21 protein-coding genes and 1 pseudogene are annotated in these 22,827 nt (G+C 38.4%); 9 read left to right on the forward strand and 13 right to left on the reverse strand.

Annotated features, from left to right (window positions below; genetic code table 11):
• The first annotated feature begins 172 nt into the window (after positions 1-172).
• Positions 173-1,468: a DUF2254 domain-containing protein gene (locus tag ACI6MV_RS22105; protein ID WP_407272503.1), complete on the forward strand. Its 1,296-nt coding sequence runs from the start codon at positions 173-175 to the stop codon at positions 1,466-1,468.
• A 204-nt stretch (positions 1,469-1,672) separates the two neighbouring features.
• Here the strand turns inward: ACI6MV_RS22105 and ACI6MV_RS22110 are convergent, their stop codons facing one another.
• On the reverse strand, positions 1,673-1,855 hold the full coding sequence (locus ACI6MV_RS22110; RefSeq protein WP_407272504.1) for a hypothetical protein: 183 nt from the start codon (positions 1,853-1,855) through the stop codon (positions 1,673-1,675).
• A 632-nt stretch (positions 1,856-2,487) separates the two neighbouring features.
• Between ACI6MV_RS22110 and ACI6MV_RS22115 the strand changes: the two genes are divergently transcribed.
• Together ACI6MV_RS22115 and ACI6MV_RS22120 are read left to right on the forward strand one after the other, a co-directional pair.
• Positions 2,488-4,008, forward strand: a complete 1,521-nt coding sequence (locus tag ACI6MV_RS22115) for a glycine betaine uptake BCCT transporter (RefSeq protein ID WP_407272505.1) — start codon at positions 2,488-2,490, stop codon at positions 4,006-4,008.
• A gap of 255 nt (positions 4,009-4,263) precedes the next feature.
• Positions 4,264-4,608, forward strand: a complete 345-nt coding sequence (locus ACI6MV_RS22120; protein ID WP_407272506.1) for a hypothetical protein — start codon at positions 4,264-4,266, stop codon at positions 4,606-4,608.
• 622 nt (positions 4,609-5,230) lie between these two features.
• Here the strand turns inward: ACI6MV_RS22120 and ACI6MV_RS22125 are convergent.
• Together ACI6MV_RS22125 and ACI6MV_RS22130 are read right to left on the reverse strand one after the other, a co-directional pair.
• Complete coding sequence (locus tag ACI6MV_RS22125; RefSeq protein ID WP_407272507.1) at positions 5,231-5,875, reverse strand: lysozyme inhibitor LprI family protein; 645 nt, start codon at positions 5,873-5,875, stop codon at positions 5,231-5,233.
• Positions 5,876-6,711: 836 nt separating this feature from the next.
• A complete protein-coding gene (locus tag ACI6MV_RS22130) occupies positions 6,712-9,564 on the reverse strand; it encodes a glycoside hydrolase family 3 protein (RefSeq protein ID WP_407272508.1) in 2,853 nt (950 codons plus the stop codon).
• Positions 9,565-9,812: 248 nt separating this feature from the next.
• Here ACI6MV_RS22130 and ACI6MV_RS22135 point away from each other — a divergent pair.
• Positions 9,813-10,070 (forward strand): annotated as a pseudogene (locus ACI6MV_RS22135) (helix-turn-helix domain-containing protein); the annotation flags it as partial.
• 311 nt (positions 10,071-10,381) lie between these two features.
• Positions 10,382-10,507 carry a YuzK family famiily protein gene (locus ACI6MV_RS24950; protein WP_483880222.1) on the forward strand — a complete coding sequence of 42 codons (126 nt, stop codon included), beginning with the start codon at positions 10,382-10,384 and terminating at the stop codon, positions 10,505-10,507.
• Positions 10,508-10,795: 288 nt separating this feature from the next.
• Here the strand turns inward: ACI6MV_RS24950 and ACI6MV_RS22140 are convergent, their stop codons facing one another.
• The 4 genes from ACI6MV_RS22140 to ACI6MV_RS22155 form a co-directional block, all read right to left on the reverse strand.
• A complete protein-coding gene (locus ACI6MV_RS22140) occupies positions 10,796-11,545 on the reverse strand; it encodes an ABC transporter permease (RefSeq protein WP_407272509.1) in 750 nt (249 codons plus the stop codon).
• Positions 11,546-12,307, reverse strand: coding sequence for an ABC transporter ATP-binding protein (locus ACI6MV_RS22145; protein WP_407272510.1), 762 nt, complete (start codon positions 12,305-12,307; stop codon positions 11,546-11,548).
• 348 nt (positions 12,308-12,655) lie between these two features.
• Positions 12,656-13,000, reverse strand: coding sequence for a DUF1048 domain-containing protein (locus ACI6MV_RS22150; protein ID WP_407272511.1), 345 nt, complete (start codon positions 12,998-13,000; stop codon positions 12,656-12,658).
• Positions 12,997-13,341, reverse strand: coding sequence for a PadR family transcriptional regulator (locus ACI6MV_RS22155; RefSeq protein ID WP_407272512.1), 345 nt, complete (start codon positions 13,339-13,341; stop codon positions 12,997-12,999). The genes ACI6MV_RS22150 and ACI6MV_RS22155 overlap by 4 nt, the downstream gene beginning before the upstream one ends.
• A gap of 292 nt (positions 13,342-13,633) precedes the next feature.
• Here ACI6MV_RS22155 and ACI6MV_RS22160 point away from each other — a divergent pair, with 292 nt between their 5' ends.
• Together ACI6MV_RS22160 and ACI6MV_RS22165 are read left to right on the forward strand one after the other, a co-directional pair.
• Positions 13,634-14,590, forward strand: coding sequence for a DUF3231 family protein (locus ACI6MV_RS22160; protein WP_407272513.1), 957 nt, complete (start codon positions 13,634-13,636; stop codon positions 14,588-14,590).
• A 166-nt stretch (positions 14,591-14,756) separates the two neighbouring features.
• Positions 14,757-14,948, forward strand: coding sequence for a YjcZ family sporulation protein (locus ACI6MV_RS22165; RefSeq protein WP_407272514.1), 192 nt, complete (start codon positions 14,757-14,759; stop codon positions 14,946-14,948).
• Positions 14,949-15,066: 118 nt separating this feature from the next.
• On the opposite strand, the gene ACI6MV_RS22170 is transcribed toward ACI6MV_RS22165, so the two are convergent.
• Positions 15,067-16,800 carry an ABC transporter substrate-binding protein gene (locus ACI6MV_RS22170; RefSeq protein ID WP_407272515.1) on the reverse strand — a complete coding sequence of 578 codons (1,734 nt, stop codon included), beginning with the start codon at positions 16,798-16,800 and terminating at the stop codon, positions 15,067-15,069.
• A gap of 93 nt (positions 16,801-16,893) precedes the next feature.
• On the opposite strand from ACI6MV_RS22170, the gene ACI6MV_RS22175 reads away from it, so the two are divergent.
• On the forward strand, positions 16,894-18,153 hold the full coding sequence (locus ACI6MV_RS22175) for an MDR family MFS transporter (protein ID WP_407272516.1): 1,260 nt from the start codon (positions 16,894-16,896) through the stop codon (positions 18,151-18,153).
• Positions 18,154-18,239: 86 nt separating this feature from the next.
• Here ACI6MV_RS22175 and ACI6MV_RS22180 read toward each other — a convergent pair whose 3' ends face one another.
• From ACI6MV_RS22180 to ACI6MV_RS22200, 5 genes are all read right to left on the reverse strand, one after another.
• Positions 18,240-19,058 carry a sensor histidine kinase gene (locus tag ACI6MV_RS22180; protein ID WP_407272517.1) on the reverse strand — a complete coding sequence of 273 codons (819 nt, stop codon included), beginning with the start codon at positions 19,056-19,058 and terminating at the stop codon, positions 18,240-18,242.
• A gap of 108 nt (positions 19,059-19,166) precedes the next feature.
• Positions 19,167-19,919, reverse strand: coding sequence for an ABC transporter permease (locus ACI6MV_RS22185; RefSeq protein ID WP_407272518.1), 753 nt, complete (start codon positions 19,917-19,919; stop codon positions 19,167-19,169).
• The gene (locus ACI6MV_RS22190) at positions 19,912-20,829 is read right to left on the reverse strand and encodes an ATP-binding cassette domain-containing protein (RefSeq protein ID WP_407272519.1); all 918 of its coding nucleotides are present in this window, start codon (positions 20,827-20,829) and stop codon (positions 19,912-19,914) included. Before ACI6MV_RS22190 ends, ACI6MV_RS22185 begins: the two co-directional genes overlap by 8 nt.
• A 95-nt stretch (positions 20,830-20,924) precedes the next feature.
• Positions 20,925-21,605: a response regulator transcription factor gene (locus ACI6MV_RS22195; protein ID WP_407272520.1), complete on the reverse strand. Its 681-nt coding sequence runs from the start codon at positions 21,603-21,605 to the stop codon at positions 20,925-20,927.
• 374 nt (positions 21,606-21,979) lie between these two features.
• Complete coding sequence (locus ACI6MV_RS22200) at positions 21,980-22,075, reverse strand: putative holin-like toxin (RefSeq protein WP_407272521.1); 96 nt, start codon at positions 22,073-22,075, stop codon at positions 21,980-21,982.
• 263 nt (positions 22,076-22,338) lie between these two features.
• Between ACI6MV_RS22200 and ACI6MV_RS22205 the strand changes: the two genes are divergently transcribed.
• Positions 22,339-22,758, forward strand: a complete 420-nt coding sequence (locus tag ACI6MV_RS22205) for a DUF1801 domain-containing protein (RefSeq protein WP_407272522.1) — start codon at positions 22,339-22,341, stop codon at positions 22,756-22,758.
• The last annotated feature ends 69 nt before the right edge of the window (positions 22,759-22,827 follow it).

Consider the following 22,827-nt stretch of genomic DNA (forward strand, 5'->3'; position numbering starts at 1 on the left):
ATGAATCGCTCTTAAGTTCTGTAATCGTCACATAGGAGATGGGTATGCCATGGGAACAGGTGCATTGTCCTAAAATTAGAAGCATTCTTTGACATCAGAACCGACCGTATGTCTCAATTCACCCAATTTCGGGTAAACATATATAAATAGACGTTCTGAAGGAGAGATTTCGGTGAATCTTACGAAGATATGGATTAGCATTCGCGATAGTTTTTGGTTTGTACCTGCTGTGTATAGTGTGGTTGCACTTTTGTTAGTTATACTGTTTAATGCTACCGATATATGGCTTGTTTCTCGTTATAGCGAGCAGATTCCTGATATTCTTGAGACCGATCAAGATATCGCAAAAGCTTTATATGCTGGATTGTTAACCGCTATTTTGACGATGACTACGATTAGCTTTTCCATCATTATGGTTGTACTTACTACATACTCTACACAATTCTCACCTCGTACACTACAGGACTTTATGCGCAGTAGAATGACGCATCATGTACTTGGTGTGTTTTGCTTTGGATTTATTTTTGCGTTAATTTATTTGTTATTAATCGGCGAACAAGATACGTTTCTTGGCCCAATTATTATGGCCATCATCGCAATCATCTGTCTTGCCTTTTTTGTTTACTTTATCCACCATGCCGCCCGCTGGCTGCAGGTAAACAATTTGATTGATATCATTCATACGGATAGCTCTAGAGTAATTGAAAATACATATAAGCAAGGTACATTTGATGAATACCAGACTTGGATGGAAGGAGATGTTACGCGAATCAAACAGCAGTCTTCATTGGAGTACCGGGCGAAACAGACAGGGTATGTCCAATCAGTAGAATGGGCCCCCATGGTGCGTTGGGCAAAAAGAAATAGCTGTGTGGTTGAGTTGCACGTTCAAATTGGTGATTTTGTGATGAAAGACTTACCGATCGCAAGCTTGTATGCGGAAGAAAAACTGGAAGAAGAAACGAATAGTTTTGCTACACATATTGTCATTGGTACCGAACGGACTGATTTGCAAGACATCGAATTTCTTATTCAAAAACTAGTGGAAATAGCCGTCAAAGCAATTTCTCCATCAATCAACGACCCGCATACGGCCATTAACAGTATCAATCGTATCGGCTCAAATCTACTACAACTTGGCAAGGTGCATAAAGATATTCGCTTTATTACGGATGAAGATGATAAGTTACGTATAATCAAGCATCCGAAGCGATATGAGGATTTTTTATATAAATCTTTTTATCAGATTGTCCACTATGCGAATGGTGATGTATCGATCTATTACAGCTTAATTGAAGTGCTATATAAACTATCTCTGGCAAGTGATCAGGAAATCCAGCAAAAAATATGGTCGTTTCACTATTATATTGTCGATGCAATTGAATGGGATACGTTGTTGCCAAAGGATAAGCAGCATTTAGAAACGATCTATGAGAAGTTTAAGCAATACTACGGTGTGGATGAGTAAGGCATTAAGTTAGTATGACGATTGATAGCATCTGTTCGAATAGCTCCGCAGAAAACAGTTGTATCAGATAGAACAATCAAGTGGGTGTAGAGGAACTCATCTTCTTCGACCTCCCCCTGCTTTGTATTGCATTCATCAAATTTGGACTCAATATTCTCTTTGTCATTTGTCCTTATTCACATCTAGTATAATTTTATCGAAAAATTATTTTCGGGCATTTAAATCTTCTAATTCACTTTCTATCTCATCATTAGGAACTTTTCTATCTTCTATATCGAAAATTTCTAATTTTTTCGTGATTTTAGTAAGTTTTCTATTGTTGTCAATTACACCAAATAAGCAAAAGATCAATAGCGCAATAATTAAGATATCCATAACTACAACCATTTTCTAATCCCCCCTTTTCATTAAAGTTGTAATAGTTTAGTCAATTTCATAATACTGATTTCCAGGCTACCCGCATCCATATATAGTCGGATTAAACCATCTCTGAACTATATATGGATGCGGATAGTTGTATAAGGTAATTATAAAATTGACTCAGTTACTAACATTTATATTTTAGCATAAAATTCCAATGATTTTTCTTAAATGTTGGTGAACACTCGGTTAAACCAGCACGTAACTAACCACACCAAATCAAGTTTTTAAAGGCAATCTCTAAACATTATCCAGGTACAAATGCACGCAATTTAATTGAATATTTGTAACCCGAATCCATCTTATATGATTGTTTCCATTGACATCGCCCCCTTACATTGTCTATTGTATTACGAGGGGTCTTTGGTATGCATAAACTTAGCAGTAGCTCCGGCAACCGTTGTGAGAGATCTGTAGTTTATCTTGGGTGATGTTAAACCTTTCATCGTCTATCAGATAGCCAATGAACGTCTTCATCCCAACGTTTTTAAAAGGAACCTATAAGTTATTTCCACGGATATTGAGTAAAATTTTAATAACTACCAATATTAACTCTAGGACCTATTGGGATAATCATTGCAGTTTTAAAGGAGAATTAAATGAAGAAAATATCTAGCGTTTTTTGGATAACAATTGCGCTTGTATTTGTAGCAGTTATGTTCGGGTTTTCGCTTCCTGAAGATTTTAAAGAAGTAACAAACAATATACAAGCTTTCATTACATCAACTTTTGGTTGGTATTATCTTATTTTAGTTACACTTTTAGTTATTTTTTGTATCTTTCTTATTTTCAGTCCTCTAGGAGCCATTAAACTCGGAAAGCCCGATGATAAGCCTGAGTTTTCAACAGCAACATGGTTTTCTATGCTGTTTAGTGCCGGTATGGGGATTGGACTTGTTTTCTGGGGAGCAGCAGAACCGCTTTTCCACTTTATTACTCCACCACTAGCAGAGGGTGGCACAAATGCTGCGAACAAAGAAGCGATGAGATATGCTTTTTTCCACTGGGGTATTCATGCTTGGGCCATTTATGCAGTTGTTGCTTTGGCGTTAGCATATTACAAATTCCGAAAAGGAGAACCCGGTTTAATTTCAGCAACATTGAAACCTGTTTTAGGAAAAAGCATGGAAGGACCATTAGGAAAAGCTGTTGATGTGATTGCTGTATTTGCAACAGCAGTTGGTGTCGCAACCACCCTAGGATTTGGCGCAGCTCAAATCAATGGAGGTTTAGCTTACCTCACTGATATACCAAACAATTATACTGTACAAGCTATCATCATTCTTATTGTTACAGTATTATTTATGATCTCAGCCTGGTCTGGTTTGGGTAAAGGAATTAAATATTTAAGTAACACAAATATGATCTTAGGTATCGGATTAGTTGTTTTAATGTTTTTCATTGGACCTACCGTTTTCATTCTTAATGTTTTTACAGATTCACTTGGTGGGTATATTCAGAATCTTATAAGTATGAGTTTTCGAATTGCTCCTTTTAACTTAGAAAATAGGGGTTGGATTAATGACTGGACGATTTTCTATTGGGCATGGTGGATGTCGTGGGCACCATTCGTTGGCATATTTATTGCCCGTGTTTCACGCGGAAGAACCATTCGTGAATTCTTATTCGGGGTACTTTTACTACCTTCACTTGTGAGTTTCTTATGGTTTTCCATATTCGGTAGTTCGTCCATTGAAGCTCAAAAATCTGGATTGATTGATTTAACACAATTTAAAACAGAGGAAATATTATTCGCAACCTTTAGTCAGTACCCCGGAGCAGGTATCCTGTCCATCGTAGCAATTCTGTTGATCAGCACATTCTTTATAACATCTGCTGACTCAGCAACATTCGTTCTTGGGATGCAAACAACCTACGGGTCACTCACACCGCCAAATAGCGTAAAATTAACTTGGGGAGTTGCCCAGTCTGCTATCGCTTTAATTTTATTATATAGTGGTGGACTAAAAGCGCTGCAAAATGCCGCAATTATTGTAGCATTACCTTTTTCAATTATCATATTGCTGATGATGCTTTCTCTTTATCGATCATTAGCAATAGAGAAAAAGGAATTAGGACTTTATTTGAAGCCTAAAAGGAAGAAAGATAAAATAAATTAACTATAATTAATAAAAACGATAGTTGAACAGGTTGTTTGCCTGCTTCATCTATCGTTTTTTTGGGGTCGGTTATTGGAGCTACACGTTACTTGTCACTTTTCATATAGCGTTTGGTATGTATAAAACCAAAGCTAAAAACATAAGCACGTTGGAATAGGGAATGGATTTTTTTAACCAACTTTTTGTAGAAATATGTTTTATTAAGTTATTTACGCGGAACTGTCCTGTATAACAAATAATTAGGAGGAGATAAACATGACAAAATTTAAATTACTACTACTGAGTATCCCTCTTAGTGCAGGGTTAATACTAACAGGTTGTTCAACAAATGATGCGCAAGAACCTGATCCTAGTGAAGAACCTTCTGAAGAAATGGAATTAAATGAAGAAGGTAATGCTGGCGCAGATGCTGAAGAGCCTGATCTTGACGAAGAACCTTCTGAAGAAATGGAATTAAATGAAGAAGGTAATGCCGGCGCGGATGCTGAAGAGCCTGATCTTGACGAAGAACCTTCGGAAGAAATGGAATTAAATGAAGAAGGTAATGCTGGCGCGGATGCTGAAGAGCCTGATCTTGACGAAGAACCTTCGGAACAATAAATATTAAACAGAAGGTATAGAATAATTTTCAAGAATAACTTAGCAAGGGAACCATGGTTTATATAGGGGATGATTATACTATCGTCCCCTATATTTAATGAATCAGGATCTAATTTGGCTTTATACTACTATTAATCATGACCAATACTCGCCCGTAGCACTTCGAAGTACAAATTTCATTTAGAAATATCTAGCAAGTTACTCATTCTAGAAATAGTTCCAAAAACGTAATAACATAATACATGAAAAAGAAATACAGTGCTTTAATAATTAAAAAAGTTACCAAAGTTATGATGAAGTTCTTTACAGTAGTTTGTTTAAGCTGTACGTAGTAACTTATTCCCCATATAACGTAAAGCAGCAAAATAGATATATTTTCTGCTATATAAGGATCATCTTGAGGAACGAAATGCATTCCAAAATACATAAAAAACCCTAATACTAATAAACCCAGAAGTAATATTATGTTAGTAATATGAATTACTTTTCTGATAACCCCACCTCCATGACGGTTAAAATGCTAGCACTCACATTCCGTGTTTCTGATAGTTTAACAAATAACCCCAATTACTTTTCCCCATTGTACCATTACCGCCTATTTCATTCGGCAGTCTGGCTAAAATCACTTCATATATTGCGCAACTAACTCATAGCACCTTTCTCTCGTAAGCGTTGCTTGTGTCGCCACATATTCTAATGACTCATACGAACCACCTTGATATTTTAGTGATGCTTCTTTTGCAGCTTCATCTCTGTGTTTGACCCAGTTGCGCTGTTCTTCCCTCAGTTCATCCATTTGTTCTTTACTAAGCTGTTCCTTCAGGACACCGTAGATTTCGTTCAACTCATCGTCCCATTTTTTATACCTTTCCGACTCTTGTTTCTCCAACTCTACCATCGTTGTTCCAGATTCAGCATTCTGATCTGCCTCTTCCATTTCACTCAGTTTCTTGGAATATTCATCCCTTTTACTTTCGGTGGTTTCAGAATCATTGTTACTGGACTCTAGCTCTTCTTCGTTTAAATTTTCAGATGAAGTATCTTCTTGATCATTTTGGTCGGTGTTATTCGTGTTTTCTACTGCATTTTCATCTGTATCTGCTGAATCATTATTAGTTGAGTTGCCATCTTCCTGTTGTGTAGAGTTGTTGTTTGTTGACTCGTTATTTGATTCAGCACTTGACGCATCAGCTGAGTTGTCACACGCAGCCACTGTAACCAATGCTGCAATAAGCATTACTGTTAAGATCTTTCTGTTAGTTTTCATAAATTAGACTCCTTCATATCTGATAATATAATTGTTATTAACCTACATCGAAAAACTGCCATTTTAGATTAACATATATGAAATATTTTAACATAAAGTTACACATACTCTATACCGCATCTTTCACATCGATATTACCTTAACAGGAATTATGCGTTATTATTATTGATTTGAAGGCGAGGTTCAACAATTGTTTGAAATGAGATAGGAGTCAATTGGTGACTATTAAAACAAAATGTTTATTATATAGGTAGAGATATACTCGAGAGAAAGGTGGTGGAACAAATGGCTATTCGTAAAGAATATTTATACAGAATGGTGGAATCTTTAAACAAGAAGATAAGAAAGCAGCATTTGACTTCATGGAATTCTTAATTGAGCGTTCAAAAATCAATAAGCCTAAATCATGGTAAACAATTGATCAATTAGAAAGTGATAACAACCCGTTAACCAAAGAAGAATCCGAGCAACTAGAATGTAAAGACGGATATATTTCAGGGGAGGATGCAAAGCGTGAATTCGGACTACAAGTTGATTTACCATAAATCCGCAGTTTAATTCATAGCTAAATTAGATAAAAATTCTCAAGAAATAATTGTAACTGTTAAAAGGACTCTTATCAATTCCGCCAAAAGGAGATATTAAGCGTTTAAAAGTGCATAGAGGTTTATATAGGCTAAGAATCGGAAATTATATCGAAGCAGTTGGAAATCGTGGAGATATTTATTAATAGTATTTTATGTTACTCTCTAGACTACTGTAGAGAGTATTCTTTTCTTCGAATTATGGGGAGGGACAAGTAAAATAGTTCCCCTCCCCTAAAATCATTCTCAGACTTAAAAACCTTTCCTCCGTCCCAGCAACTTATAAAACCCAAGCATAACTAACCCAAGTGCCACGATATTACCCAGCCCTAGAAATAGTAACCAGAAAGGATAAGATGCTTTTATCTCAAATACGTTACTATTTGCAACGGTATATAAGATATTATGTGATGCTTCTCGCATTGCTTGATTACCTGTATCGGTTTGTGTACTTGCTTTGGAGGGTTTGTCACCCATTGGTGTTAGCACCAAATCATTTCCAGCACGTAATCCTTGATCCGTATTCATATATTCATACTGGTCAAAATCGGTGATCACCATGCCTTGGAATCCCCACTCACCGCGCAGCACGTTTGTGAGCAAGCCGTGGTGTGCACCTGTCCAAATCGCTCCAATTCGGTTATAGGAAGACATAACTGCATCTGCTCCAGCTTCTTTTACTGGTATTTCAAATGCCTTTAAATAGATTTCGCGGATCGCTTGCTCATTGGACCAAACCGCTATGCCCGTTCGATTGCTTTCCTGGTCATTTAACGCAAAGTGTTTAATATAGGCATATACACCTTTCGTGTTTGATCCTTGAATATAAGCAGAGGCAATTTTACCAGAAAGCAGGCTATCTTCTGAATAATATTCGAAGTTTCTGCCAGAGAACGGCGTGCGGTGAATGTTGACAGCTGGTGCATAAATGCCGCTAATACCGTTCGCTGTCGCTTCATCACCAATGACCGCGCCTAATTCTTCGATCAGTTCGACGTTCCATGTCGAGGCGATGACAACCCCACTCGTAATCTGTACACCTTTCAATCCTGTAAGAATCCCATTTATGCCAGCAGGACCATCAAGGTCAACAGTAGCAGGTTTACCAATCGACGGAATTTCCTGTGTTGCATAGCCACCATAACCAATTAAGATCGCCATGTCACTGACCGAAAGCTGTTCTAATAATTGCTCCCATTTTGGATCATCATAATCTAATCCAATCATATCTTGTAATTCTAATCCGTGATCCGCAAACACAATCTCCTCAGCGTTCGGATCATCCTCTGCAGATCGATCATTAAGTGCCGCAAGCAATGCTTCCGATGCCTCGGTATTTTCTGCACGTGCTGTCGGCAACGTACCTTCCCAATCAGCACGAGAAACAAACGTTAAATCTCCTGCTGCTTCTTCAAATTGCGTCGTCGCGGCTACTTGGTCTGTGGCTCGCTTGTTGTCACCGTTATACACAATTGTATCGGTTACTTGATAGTCTCTCGCATCAATTATATCGTGTGCGTTTTTCATCAATTTGATTTCGTATGTTCCTGCATCAAGCACATATGCTTGTTCGTTCTGATCATCGTAAGAAGCCATATCATCTACGCTAAGCTCCAACGTAATTGTTTCTGTTGCTCCTGGGTCAAGCATGCTTGTTTTTTCAAAAGCACCAAGCACCACATGTGATTTCTCTATTCCACCATCATAATATGGAGCGGTGTAATAAAGTTGTACAACCTCTTTACCTGCGACAGCGCCTGTATTTGTTACGTCCACGGTCATCGTAATCGTGTCATCTGTATTACTATAGTCCGCAATTTCTTGTGTAAAGCTTGTATAGCTCAATCCATATCCGAACGGGTATTGAACTGCATCTTGATAGGCAGCTTCATCTATTTCGCCCGTTTGATTGTTTACATAGCGTGTTTCGTAATAGCGATAGCCTACATAAATTCCTTCTTGATAATTTACAAATGAAGAAGCCTCATCTGCACTTTTGCCACCAACATCTCCATTTACATAGTTAAAATCACCAGCATTGTAATACGCAGGAGATGATGTCGCATCATACGCATACGTATCTACCAATCTACCTGTTGGATTAACCGTACCAGCCAAAATTTTGCCAAGACTATTTAATCCTGTAGAGCCAGGACCTCCTACCCAAATCGCAGCATCGATGCCAGCTTCCTCTAAAAATCCTAATTCCATCGGATGACTAGAGTTCACAACAACAATTACTTTTTCAAAATCCATGGAAGTAACCTTGTCAATCAACGCTGCTTCCTCTTCTGAAAGTTCTAAGTAATGACGGTCCTCTGAACCACCTTGTCTCGATGTATCTAATGGCAAATCGCCACCTTCTCCACCAGCCCTAGCTAGTGTAATTAGGGCGATATTCGAAAATTGTTCTGCTTTCGCTAATAGGTCCTCATTCAAGGTTGGTTCACTTAGAATAAAATTCCCACCAAGTAAATTAAAAATATTCACATCTTTTTTTTCAGGCTTATTTTCTTCATAATAGGTGTTTAATTCACTATTCAGCTTAAATCCAGCGTTCTCCAAGCCTTGTTGCAATGTGACGTTGTTACTTTCATCACCTGCACCAGAGCCACTTCCACCATACACAACTCGAACTGCTGCCTCACCAAAAACATTTATATTTCTCTCATTGTCGAGATCAAGCGGTAATGCATTATTTTTGTTTTCTAATAAAACGAATCCCTCATCAGAAATAGCTTCTGTCATTGCTTTCGTCTGCGCTTGCGCATCAGCTACTTCCGTTTGATCATTATCTGGTGTTGCTAGTAATTGATTAACCAAAATGCTCAGGCTTGAAACTCCAACATTTAGTGCAAGCACAATAATCAATCCAATGCTTAACAAAGTCGCCAGAATTCGTCGTTTCACTTTCTTTTTTGTTGGATTATTTCTGGCCCAACGAATGGCAAACACTACAATTGTTAGTACTAAAATAGATGCTGCTACAACTATTATTTTTGCCGCTAGTAGAACAGTGGCCATTGAAACGGTTACAATAGTAGCGATCACAAGTGCCACAATAATTCCTGCTACGGTTAAAATACTTTTATTAAATTTACGCACAACTTTTCCCCCTCATTACTCTATGCAATTAAAACTCCTTTCACCTAAAGAAAGCGTTAACATTATTAATTATACGGTATTTCATATTCAATTGCTGGTATAATTTACAGGAAACTATTTCATTTTACATGTTTTTTTTTGACAAAATTCGATTGGAGTTTTTTGCATGCTGATTACTAAAAAGGAAGATGTATATTATATGTGTAATCTAGCGTTTCAACTGTTTAAAGTTCCGGTTTATCTAGTTGATCTCACTACAAGACCTTGCTGAAATCGCACAAAAGAATCCAAACTATTTATCTAATTTGTTTAAAAAAGAAGTAGGTATCTCAATCGTAGAATTTATTCACCAAACCAAGGTAGAGGAAGCTATAAGTTTGCTCACTTATACAAACCATACGCTGACAGAGATTTCTAGCATCTTAAATTTCCATGACCAAAGCTACTTTACGAAAGTGTATAAGAAATATGCTGGGGTTACGCCGAGGCAGTATCGGAATGGATGAAACAGGCGAGTGACACAATTCCGAGCCCAGGAAGCATTCTGTGCCGTCAGAACCGTCCCTTTTTCCTACATTCCTAACAACAATTTCCCACAAAATTGAAAGATACGGGAGGTATTAAGAGGCATTTTTTGAAATAAAGCGTTGTAAACGCTTTATCAATTGTAAAATCATCTCACATACTTATTCATCAAGTGTGAGCAGGTTTGAACTTTTCGCCATATAATCTTACAATTTAAATTGTAAAGAATAAAGAAAGGCGGGATTTTATCAATCCTCTTAATTTAACATACACTGCCGAAATGGAAAAGGCGATGCACCAATCACATAATATGAGCTATGCTGAATATAGTCAGAGCTTAACAAAAATGCTACAAGTAGCGAAGAGAAGAGAAAAGGACTATGAAAAAAGTAAGCAACTTCTTAAAACAATAAATTAGGACTCGGGGGCAGACCGTACCTATGCCCCTTGCTTTTCCCAACATTCCATCTATGGTAAAATAAAATCATAATTTGAATAAGTTAATAAAGACCACAGTTATGAACTGTGGTCTTTAGATAAGCGGTTCTCCCAGAGGATCGGCTATCAAAGGTGGATAGACCTCTCCTAAAGTACATTATCTTAGTAGATTATAACATAGAATTGCACAAACAAGGAACACTCGTTCGCTTTAACCCCCCCTGAATCTTGAAATTTGATATCAAATAATCATTTCATACCTCTGGACTTACCCTAACTGACGTTTAAATTGCCTATTTGCAAAGAAATAAGCGATGATCATGATGCCGACGCACCAGGCAAGCGCGGTCCAAATTCCGTTGCCAACAGACCCTTCATACAAGAGCGCACGAATTGAATTCACGATCGAAGTCACGGGCTGGTTGTCAGCGAACACACGGATAATTGTAGGCATGGTTTCGGTAGGAACAAAAGCCGAGCTGATAAATGGCAAGAAAATCAGCGGATACGAATAAGCTGTTGCCCCTTCCATAGACGCTGCTGTTAATCCTGGAATGACGGCCATCCACGTTAGCGCTAGTGTAAACAGACCTAGTATCCCAGCTACCGCAAGCCAATCCAGAATATTAGCACCGGAACGAAATCCCATCAAAAGTGCAACAAGGATAACCACCACAACAGTGAGTGCATTGGAAACAAGCGAGGTCAACACGTGAGCCCACAATACCGAAGAACGCTTGATAGGCATAGTAACGAAACGTGCCATCAACCCGCTCTTTACATCGGTGAATAAACGCAACGAAGTGTAAGCGACACCGGATGCGATAGCAATTAGCAAGATTCCTGGCAACAAATAATTGACGTAGTGGTCCGTGCCTGTCTCGATGGCACCGCCAAACACATAGACAAACAACAACATCATCATAATCGGTGTAATCGCTACCGTAATAATTGTATCCGGGCTACGCATGATGTTGAGCATTAAACGCCCAAACAATACCCCAGTTTTACTTTTCATTTACATCTCCTCCTTCTTGCTGATGATTGCGAGGAAAATTTCCTCCAATGTCGGCTGTTTCTCGATATATTCCACTTTCGCGGGTGGAAACATCTGCTTGAGCTCGGTAAGAGTACCGGTCGTGATGATTTTTCCGCCATGTAGAATAGCAATACGGTCCGCCAGTTGTTCCGCTTCCTCCAGGTACTGGGTCGTAAGCAAGATGGTCGTGCCAGAGCCAGCAAGCTCCTTGACAGTATTCCAGACTTCAATCCGCGCTTCGGGGTCAAGCCCTGTCGTCGGTTCATCAAGAAAAATCACTTCTGGATTCCCGATTAAGCTCATGGCGATGTCAAGTCTGCGCTTCATCCCACCTGAATACTTGTCCGCACGACGGTTTGCTGCATCAGTCAGGCTAAATTTTGCTAATAGATTGTCAGCAACTTGAGCGGGCTTCGAAACTCCCCGCAGCTTGGCAATCATTATCAGATTTTCCCGCCCAGTTTGCATGCCGTCCAAAGCTGCAAACTGTCCTGTCAGGCTGATGCTCTGGCGAACATGATCTGGTTGACGCTGAACGTCAAAACCGCAAATACCTACTTCACCTCCATCCGGCTTCATTAGTGTTGAGAGGATGTTAACGATCGTTGTCTTGCCTGCTCCATTCGACCCCAGCAGTGCGAATATCTCACCACGACGCACCTCAAAATCTACCTTCTTTAAGACTTCCTTGTCTTTAAAGGATTTTGTTAACTCTTTTACAGAAATCACAGTATTGTTCATATTTTTCCTCCTCTTATAAATGTTTAGGCAAGTGCCTTTTAGCATGAAAATTAGGGAGCTATGTCTGTGAAGCGGGCAGATCGAATTCGCCATCAATCTCAAACAGTAATAATCCGCCCTAAACTCATTCATAGTTAGATTGCCAATACCATTCTACTTAGCAATACCGATATTCTGTATTACTTACTACCTACTTAAAAATAGAACTGAATAGTAATCAGCTATTCAGCCGGTATGATCGGGACGTTCCTGTAGCATTTTTTAAAATCACAAAAAAAGATACAGAGAATCGACAATATTTTCATATTTTTGTCACTCCTCTATGCTAGGCGACGGCCCACTAAAATTTCACCCTTGGTCACGACTAATCGTATCATTTAACTTCTCACGATATTTGTCTTTCCACGTTTTCGTGTCTTTCACTAGTTCATCGCAAAAAGCTGCCACATCTTCACCCGTGAGGTCCGTGACTTTTTTCCCTTCGGCAGCACCTTCCTCGAACATGTCGAGAATACCATTAAAGATGCGGTGAACTTCTTTCCAGTCAGTCGGTCCTCCAGCAGTCCACATGTATTTTTGAATTGCTTTGTAAGCGTTAAAGTACTCCTCTGGAAGTGTCTTCGCACGCGCCTCCATCGCCTTCCATTCCCGCTTGTCATCTAGACTTCCGATAATTTTTTCAATTAAACTCATTTTATCTGCTCCTTTTTTATTTCTTTTGTTTTTAGTTCGTTAATTTTGCTTGAAATGAAATCCCATTTCCTCCAGAACACTTCAAGATGTTCTCGACCTGCTGCGTTAAGTGTGTAAAATTTTCTCGGCGGTCCCACCGTGGATTTCTTTTTCTCTATATCGACGAGATTGTGTTTCTCGAGCCGCATGGTAATCGTATAAACGGTACCTTCAACGACATCAGTAAAGCCAAGTTCTCGCAAGCTTTGCGTGATTTCATAGCCGTAAGTTTCACCACGGCTGATGATTTCTAACACACAACCCTCCAGAACCCCTTTCAGCATTTCTGTGTTATTTTCCACATTTATCCCTCATTTATATTTATCTATGTTTTCTTAGTACGCTGTAACACATGTAATTAGTATTACTTATTACTGGTATATAGTATCGCATAGTAGCATGATTTGTCAAGAATCAATCTATCCATACATCAAGTCCTTATTTTTCCATATAAAGAGAGCCAAACCACTTCCATCACTTGTAGCTAGATACTCGTTAGTTAAACAAGATTAGCAGTAGCATTGAACAGGCCTTTTACGTATAAAACTACGTTATCGATGTAAACTAAAAAATAAAAAGGATGGTGAGAAGATTATGGATTTGACTGCATCTGAGGTTCAAAATCTACTGACATCTTATATGACAAATACAATGGCATCAGTGATTACTGCGGATTTATTAAAGAAAGCAGAAAATCCTGGTGTCAAGAAAATGCTTAAATTTGGACTTAAGATAGCAAACGAAGAGGTTAAAGGAGCAGAATCCTTTTTAAAAAGTGACAACAGAGCACTTCCAGAGGCATTCACAGAAGAAGATATATTGCTTCGTGATTCAAAATACTATTCCGATCAATTTGTGATTATACTAAAGTATAGCTTGGGGCAAGCTGCCTTAAATTTATATTCACTTTCTCTCTCAACATCAATTAATGCTAAGATTCGTACTTTCTATAAAAAACTGCTGTCCGATACAGCAGAACTGGTTGATCAATGTATTGAACTTTTTATTGGTAATGGTATGCATCAACCGATCATACATATTCCTCGAACTAAAGTAATAGAAAAAATTCACAACCAAGATTTTTTCGGGAAAATATTTGGAAAGAACCGCCCTTTAAGCACTCCTGAAGTCCAACAACTTACTACTAATTATTATTCAACAGAAGTGTTACGTGAATTGTTTCGTTCTTTTGGCCAAACAAAAACACTTGAGATTAGAGAACATTTTGAACGAGGGGTTAAATTATGCTCTAAACAATTAGAATCAATTCAAAATATGCTCGAAAAAGAAGATTTACCTCAGTTTCCTACTTGGGAATCCGAAATTCAAACCGATGAAGCTCCTTTCTCTGAACGATTAGCACTGTTCAAATCGTCACTAATAGTTGGTGCAATGGGGGGAAGGTATGGCGTGTCCGCTTCTGCAACATTACGAAAAGATATTGGTACAATGTTTTTAAAAATGATGGGGGAAACGCTGTTGTATGCTGAAGACACTGGCAATTTACTTATCAAACACAAATATCTTGATGAACCCCCAATGGTTAAATAGAAAGATATATATTGGAGAAATGTAACTTGCATGTTACTTTTCCTCTCAAAAGAGACTTCCTTTCATACTGGACACACACCCATTTTCGATGTTGACGGGCTCATGTATGAAACTAGGTGAGTATACTGTATAGTAAACAAACTACTCACAAGAAAGGAAGATAAACATGTATAACTACGAAAATTCTCCATATACAATGGGAGCAAATGTAAATAATGCACCTTATCAGACAGCACCTGCTTATTCTCATGGATATTGCGCTCCAGTTCAGCAAGGGAATGGATTCGCAATTATTGTAGTGTTGTTCATCTTATTAATTATTGTAGGGGCAGCAATTGTACCTCAGGAAAAATGCTAAGCTTATAAGCCAAATACAAAAAGTAACCGTCCTACACCACTTATCATGGGGGACGGTTACTTTTTTGTATAACAAGATTACTGGAGGTGAGCTTTATTACATACTTTTTAAAAAAATCTTATTCCTCCACCGGTATCCACAACTTCCGAAGGTTTATTTGTCCATACGCCTCAAAATGAACACTTTTGATCATCGGGTGAAACGTTCTTCTTTTAATCGGATGAAACAAGTATAAAAGCAACTGGTTGGATCGGATATATGCCTCGATTGCTTTGATAATATCGATACGAGTTGCTGAACTTTCTGCCCACTTAAACTCTTCCAGCTGCCGATCAATCCATGCCAAATGCTCCGCATCAAACAGTCTGCGAAACATTAGTGCCTTATTATTAAATGATTCTAGAAACGATAGCTGGTAATCATTCGAAGCCACTTCTCCGAACAAAATAAGGTCGACTTGCTGCTCCAAATGATCGTCATACATTGCTTCGATTGACATAGTATTGTGGACAAACTGAATGCCGTATTTTCTCCCTTCACGTACGATCCACTTGGCCTCGTCTATCGCTTTTTCATAATCCAAGGAATATAATTGGATCGCTTCTCCGCGATATGCAGACTGCTCTAGTAATTGTTTTATCACACCGGATTGTTTTTCTTGTTTTTCCGATATCCAATGAAAGTAGCTGGATGCAGCAATCGGCTTGTCCCTACCTAATTCCTTAAACATTTTTTCAACATCGACAAGGTGGTATATCGCTTGTCTGAAGCTCGGATCTTGTACAGCTGTTGGCCGGTGGAAGTTAAAAGCCAGCATTCTAAATCCTACTTCAATCTCTTCGTATTCATGAACTTCCGCACTCGTTTCTCTTCCTTCAATTTGAAAGGTCGCGGCAGGCAAAGAGCCTTCTGGTATTTTCCAAAATTCAACTTCATCTAATAACGGCCTGTCTAAAAAATAATCGTTAAACGCCGCCAATGATAGCTTCCGGTCGGTGCGCTCTTTCAATTGAAACGGCCCGGTACCAATCCATTTATATTCATCAAACGGGATATCTCTCGGCAAAATTCCGAGGCTATACGTCGTTAAGTACCGCAGAAAAAAAGGATTTGGCTTCGCTAGCATAAAGCGAACAGTATAATCCGATATTGCTTCAACAGCTACAATATCATTCACGAGCCAACTCAGTGGACTATTCGAAAATTGGAACCGTGTGAACGTGTGCACAACATCCAAACCCGTCAACTCGACTTGATGATGAAATTTCACACCTTTTCGTAAATAAAACGTCCACTCCGCGTAGTCATCGCTCACGACCCAGTGGTGAGCCAGGTGTGGTTTGATTTTGTCAGCTATTTGATCATACAGGACTAACGTATCACTAAGCTGGTGAATCAAATAGCTTTCTAATGTCACCGATGTATATAACGGATCCAACGTCGTTAGTTCTCTCGCAACAATCGAGCGGAGCACATCCCCCTTTTTTTGGTTATTATGAAAACCAAATAACGTTTGAATTTCTCCCGACAATTCGGTTACCCATTGCTTCGGGATGTTCAACTGCAACAGCTTGATCACTTGCTCCATTTGGTCTTTTTGAATCAAAGTATTCACATATGTAGTCACTTCTTCATGAAAAGAATCACCGAAATGAAGTTTAGAGGCATTGCCCCTCCCTCTTCCTGGTTCATATACAAACAATCCACTTTCTTGGTATTTTTTCAGTAGACGTTTGACGTTTTTACTCGTACAAAACCATACTTGCTCAAGTTCGTGCTGTTTAAATGACACGGTTTGCTGCTGTTCACGCGGATACAAATAGGCCCGCATTGTCATATATGTCATATCCATTGATTTCTCTCCTAAAAGGGGACATTTTTAACTCAATCATACCCTTTTTAACCCCCTTTTTATAGAGCAAAATAAACTCCAGGGGGGAATATTATGTTTAAAACGTTACATCGAAATATAAAAATAAGAATTATTACATCGTTTATGAGTCGGATCACGGGATCGATGATTTTCCCGTTTATGGCGATTTACTTTACAACTACAATCAACGCTTCATGGGCAAGTATATTTTTAATTGCGAGTGTCGTTGTTCAATTTATCGCCAGTTTATATGGTGGTTATTTAGCTGACGTTCAAGGTCGGAAATTCATGTTAGTGCTTAGTGGTTGGATGAAATTTGCCGGATTCGTTGGCATGGCACTAGCAAATTCACCACTTGGTACATCTGCATGGATAACGTTTATGATGATGATTCTGATTAACATCGCTAGTGGTTTTGAAAATCCAGCAGCAGAGGCAATGTTAATTGATGTTAGTACGAAGGAAACACGCAGCTTTATGTACGCGATTAACTATTGGGCTGTTAATATGTCGCTAATGCTTGGTCTAATTATTGGTGGTTGGTTTTATGAATCGTACCTATTCCAGCTTTTTCTGGCACTAATTGTGATGTCGGTGGTCACCTTGTGGATGACAATTGCACTTATTGAAGAGTGCTATACACCGACGAAGACAGTGACACGCTCATATGGATTGAAGCCAATTCTAGCAAGCTATCGCACCGTAATCAAAGATGTTCGGTTTTTGCTGTTCACGCTTGGTGGAATCGCTATTTTATCCATCGAATTTCAGCGAAATAACTATATCTCCGTTCGTTTGAAAGAGGAGTTCCAGCCACTAACGTTCCAGATGTTTGATTTCTTCCAAACATCAATTGATGGCGTTAGACTGCTTAGCTTGCTGACGGTTGAAAATACGATTATGATTGTGCTGTTTACAGCTGTTGTGTCGAAATGGGTGCAAAATCGTGATGGCCAGCGAATTATGTATGTTGGATTTATCTTGTTTGCTTTAGGCTACGCCTGGTTAGCTTTTTCCAACAACCTGCCGAGCCTGATCGTTGCCGTTGTGATTTTGTCGATTGGCGAACTGTTATATGTGCCTACACGTCAGGCGAAACTTGCAGACATTGTGGATGATCGCCATCGCGGCGCTTATATGGCTTTCAACGGTTTTGTATTTCAAATCGGAAAAATGTTCGGAGCGTTAGGAATAATTGTTGGTCATGCAGTTGGTGGGGTTAGTATGGCTATTGTGTATATTCTTTTTGCAGTTCTGGCGATTGGATTGACGCATATTGCGATGAAGGATAGCGGACAGTCGGATGCTGAGGTGACGGTACCAGTTAGATAGATTTTAATGGTCAATGGGGATAGATTTACTGTCCCCATTGTGGTTTTAGTGGGACAAGGTACCTGTCCACATGGATCTCTTCCAATTCAATCCCATTTTCTAAATGAGATTTCAAGTATAAATTCATTTTCACGGACATTAGCAACTGCTTTTCCTCCATGTTTGTCTACAATTTGTTGAACAATATGAAGCCCCAATCCAAGCTGGGTACCAGTTCGACTAGGATCCAACCTAAATGTTCTATTAAAAATCTGTTGCAGTTCCGCAACGTTAATCTTGTCCACATCATTTACTGCCCTTAACCAAACATAGTTGGCTTCCTCCACAAAGCTAATCTCCAAATAACTTTTGGCATATGTTAAGGCATTCTGAATAATATTTGTTATAATTCGAACGATTGCTTTATTATCTGCAAGAACAGGTGATACAGGCCCTTCATTCAACTCCACCTTTAATTCTCTTTTCTCGAAGTCATCATAGAACATCAGCATCGTTTCCACGACAATTTGACCGAGCGACTGCTTTTCCATGATTAATTTCTTGTCCGAGGAATCAAGCTGCGTGAGTTCATAAAATAAATCAACGATCATGGTAAGATGATCAATCTTCTTTTGAATAATAGCTAAAAACTCTTCTCTTTCTGCTTCAGAAATAGATGGGTCTGTTAAAAGCGCTGAGAATCCTTTGATTGATGTTAATGGTGTTCGTAAATCATGGGAGATATTTGTGATTTCTTGCTTTAGTTCCATTTCTCTTTTTTCGATGGACTGCTGATTCTGCTTGAACAATTGAATGAGCTGATTGATTTTCGTAGCGAATCGGGCCAAGCTTTTATTATGTGTATGTGTACGAACTAATTCATTTGTCCCGAAATTTTTACTGATTTCCTCTAATTGTTTTGTCATCCTTCTAACATCCCAATGGAGCAACAGAAGCATCGAGACCACAACAATCAGTAGGAAACCTAAGATTATGATCATCAACCAGCTATCCAATTTCATTCATCCTTCCCATTAATCGATATTTTGATTTGAGAACCTATTTGCGCCAAGCAACAAAGCAAGTAATGAAATCACGATGCCCGCAACCAAAAATTTATAATCAAATTGGACTATATCATTTTCTATAAAATTCATTAAATTATCATTTAACATGGTGCTAGGTGCATATTTGTATAACTCGCTTAAGCCTGTAAATGGACGGAATAAAAGCCGTAGCAAGTTACTTGAGAATCCATAAATAAATAACAGCAGGATAATGACATAAACGTCTCCAACTTTCATCATTTTTAACGTATGAGTAAGAAAGAATCCACTAAGGACAAGTGGAGCCATATTTGCACACGCTATAAGATAATTACTAACAGACTGATGATCACTGTTTAGCAGATTCTCTCCCAACACAATCATAAAAACAATCCCAACGACACAGGTGAGCAGAAAGTAACTGAAAGTCAGGATTAGCTTAGACCAGAAGATAACATTTCGAGAAATGCCGAAAGAAACAGATTGTTTAATTAGTGACATATCTTTACCTGTGAGGGCGAAATTAAAGATAAATCCTACGATTATGATGAATGCACCACCACTAATTACATTTGAGTAGAAAAATTTACTCGTACTGTACGGGAAATTCGGTTCCGTCTCTCCAAAGTAATAAAGGAGAAAAGCAGCAGCGGCGATCAGCAAAAAACATGCTAAACTTGTAAAATAAAGGCCTTTTTTACGCAGTAGACGGTAATGTTCGCTTTTTACATAATTAATCATTTTTATTCTCCTCCACTAATCCTAAGAAGTATTCTTCTAAATTCAGAGCTTCTATGCGGAACTCCTTCACCACCACGCCATGATCAACTAAGATACGATTGATATCTCCACCGCTATCGATATGATTTTGGATAATGATTGCTTGATTAGGAAGAACTTTAAACTGAATATCTGCATATGCCTGTTCCAAACATCGCGCTGCTTTTGCTGCATCATCAACTGTAATTACAATTTGTTTCCTACTCTTCTCTTCTAGAGACTCTCTACTTAAATCATCTACAACCACGCCATTTTTAATAAATACAAAACGTGTAGCTAGCAATTTTAATTCTGTTAAAATATGACTCGAAATTAATATTGTTATTTGATTTTCTTGATTTAGTTTCATCAATAGTTTGCGGATTTCCATAATGCCCTCGACATCCAAACCATTGATAGGCTCATCAAGCACTAAGCAATCGGGGCTACTTAAGAGACAAAGGGCGATGCCTAATCGCTGCTTCATCCCCATCGAATAATCTTTAAATCGTTTTTTCTTTTCTGTAGCCAGTCCTACAATCTCCAGGACTTCATACATGCGTTTCTTGTCAACAACTCCGCGTTGAATACGAAAATATTCTAGATTTTGAATGGCGTTAAAATCCGGGAAAAATGTAGGTGCTTCTATCATAAAGCCCATTCTTTTTTTCGCGTGGTCGATCTCTTTACCGGATTTGCCAAATAACTGAATTTCCCCAGTAGTCGGCATTAGTTGTCCTGCAAGAAGTTTTAAAAACGTTGATTTCCCTGCACCATTCTTGCCTATCAGCGCGCATATTTCTCCTTTTCTCAATGAGAAATCAAGCGGTTTAATGACCTCTTCTTCTTTAAATTTTTTCGTTAATTGATACGTCTTTATAATGGTATCCATCTTTTTGACTCCTTCACTAAATTTCTTGTTACTCTCAGTTTAGCTTAGAAGTCTTTAAAATCCTTTAAGCAAAACATAAAGAATTCATAAAGAAGTTACAGAAGTTTGAAACCTACTCCCCAAATAGTTTTAATATAATCTTCCGTTGTAATGTCGGAAATTTTCTTGCGAAGATTGGAGACGTGGACACTGATCGTATTATCGTCACCATAATAAGTTCCTTTCCAAATGCTTTCGTAAATCTCTTTTTTAGAAAGTGCACGTTCGGGATTGTCCATAAAAAATGTTAAAATATCAAACTCAGCATTCGTTAGCTGCAGCTCTATCCCGTTTATCGTTACAAACCGTTTGTCCATATTGTTTATAAGTCCTCGCCATCTTATTTCAGTCGGCTCTGTACGGTGAAAGCTTGATTTTCGTAATTGAACTTCCACTCGTGCTATCACTTCTTCCTGATGAAATGGTTTCGTTATGTAATCGTCCGCCCCCATTTGCAAAACGTGCACTTTGTTCTTCATATCGCTTTTTGCTGAAATGACGATGATTGGAATGGAGCTATTGTCTCTAATTTCCCTTATTAGTTCCTCCCCGCTTTTCCCCGGGAGCATTAAATCTAATAAAATTAAATCAAAGCTATTGTTTTGAAGCTGCAACAAACCTTCTGTACCGGAATATGCAGCAACTGATTCCAACTGTGATTTTGTCATAATTAGACTTAGCAACATACTAATCTCTTGATCGTCTTCAATAATTAAAATTCTTTTACCTTTATACATCATTATCACCCATTTTTAAATGTAGCGTTTACCTAACGTATAATCAACCTTAACTCTAATCTTTCGGCAGAAAAAATGAAAGAAAATCTAATAATGGCAAAAATCCAATAAAACTTGCGATTGCGACCACAGATTTACTGTCCCTATTGTGGCTTTGCGGGAGTTTTTGATTTGAGGGGACATGGTACCTGCCCCTATGGCTCTCTTCCACTTTTTCATCCGTTCTATCTATGGTATAATTAACTCAGAATTGGAATAAGTTAATAAAGGTCACAGCTGTAACTGTGGCCTTTTAGATAAGCGGTTCTCCCAGAGGATCAGCTAGTTAAAATGGATAGACCTCACCTAGTTACTTTTCGGGCAAATAGGGAGGTCTATTTTCTATTAATCATCGAGATGATTAACGCGAGCAACGCAGTTATGAAAGTTCCAAAAGCCCAAAGGACCATAAGACTCTCATAGATACTCATAGGCATCACCCCCTTTCAACGGGGCTAGCCGACCTCTCCTAAAGAACATTATCTTAGTAGATCATATCATAGAATCGCATAAATAGGAACACTTGTTCTATTTTAGCTATAACTTACCTTATTACTTTTTCATCTTCACCTTGAAAATACGCATATATATTCTCCTCAGAGTGAAACGAAATGACGGACAAGCAATAAAATAGTTCCATGCTAAACCAGACAATCAGTATTGCATTTAGAATGATATAAAAGGGGCGATCCATTTGACTACAATTGAAAATATCAAGGTTTTAGCCGTATTCGAACAATATCCAAAACACATGCAGTCGAAACTATTGTACCTTCGCCAGTTAATTCTGGACACAGCCACTGAGATAGAAGCTATTGATCATGTGGATGAAACGATGAAATGGGGAGAGCCCAGTTATATCACAAAAATAGGAAGTACGATTCGGATAGGCTGGAAACAGTCAACTCCAGATCAATACGCCATGTATTTTAATTGCAACACAAAGCTAGTTAACACGTTTAAAGAGGTTTATCGGGATTTATTTAAATATGAGGGTAATCGAGCGATTGTATTTGCTGAAAATGATAAAATACCAACGGAGGATTTAAAACAGTGTATTGCGTTGGCACTCACTTATCATAATCGAAAGCATCTACCAATGCTCGGGCTCTAATGTACTAAATTTCCCGCTAACAAGAGGAGTAAGCTGCAGTTCGGCTCACTCCTCTACTTTTGTTAATTG

Source organism: Radiobacillus sp. PE A8.2 (genome assembly GCF_045635475.1).
Taxonomy (GTDB): Bacteria; Bacillota; Bacilli; order Bacillales; family Amphibacillaceae; genus JBJGXI01.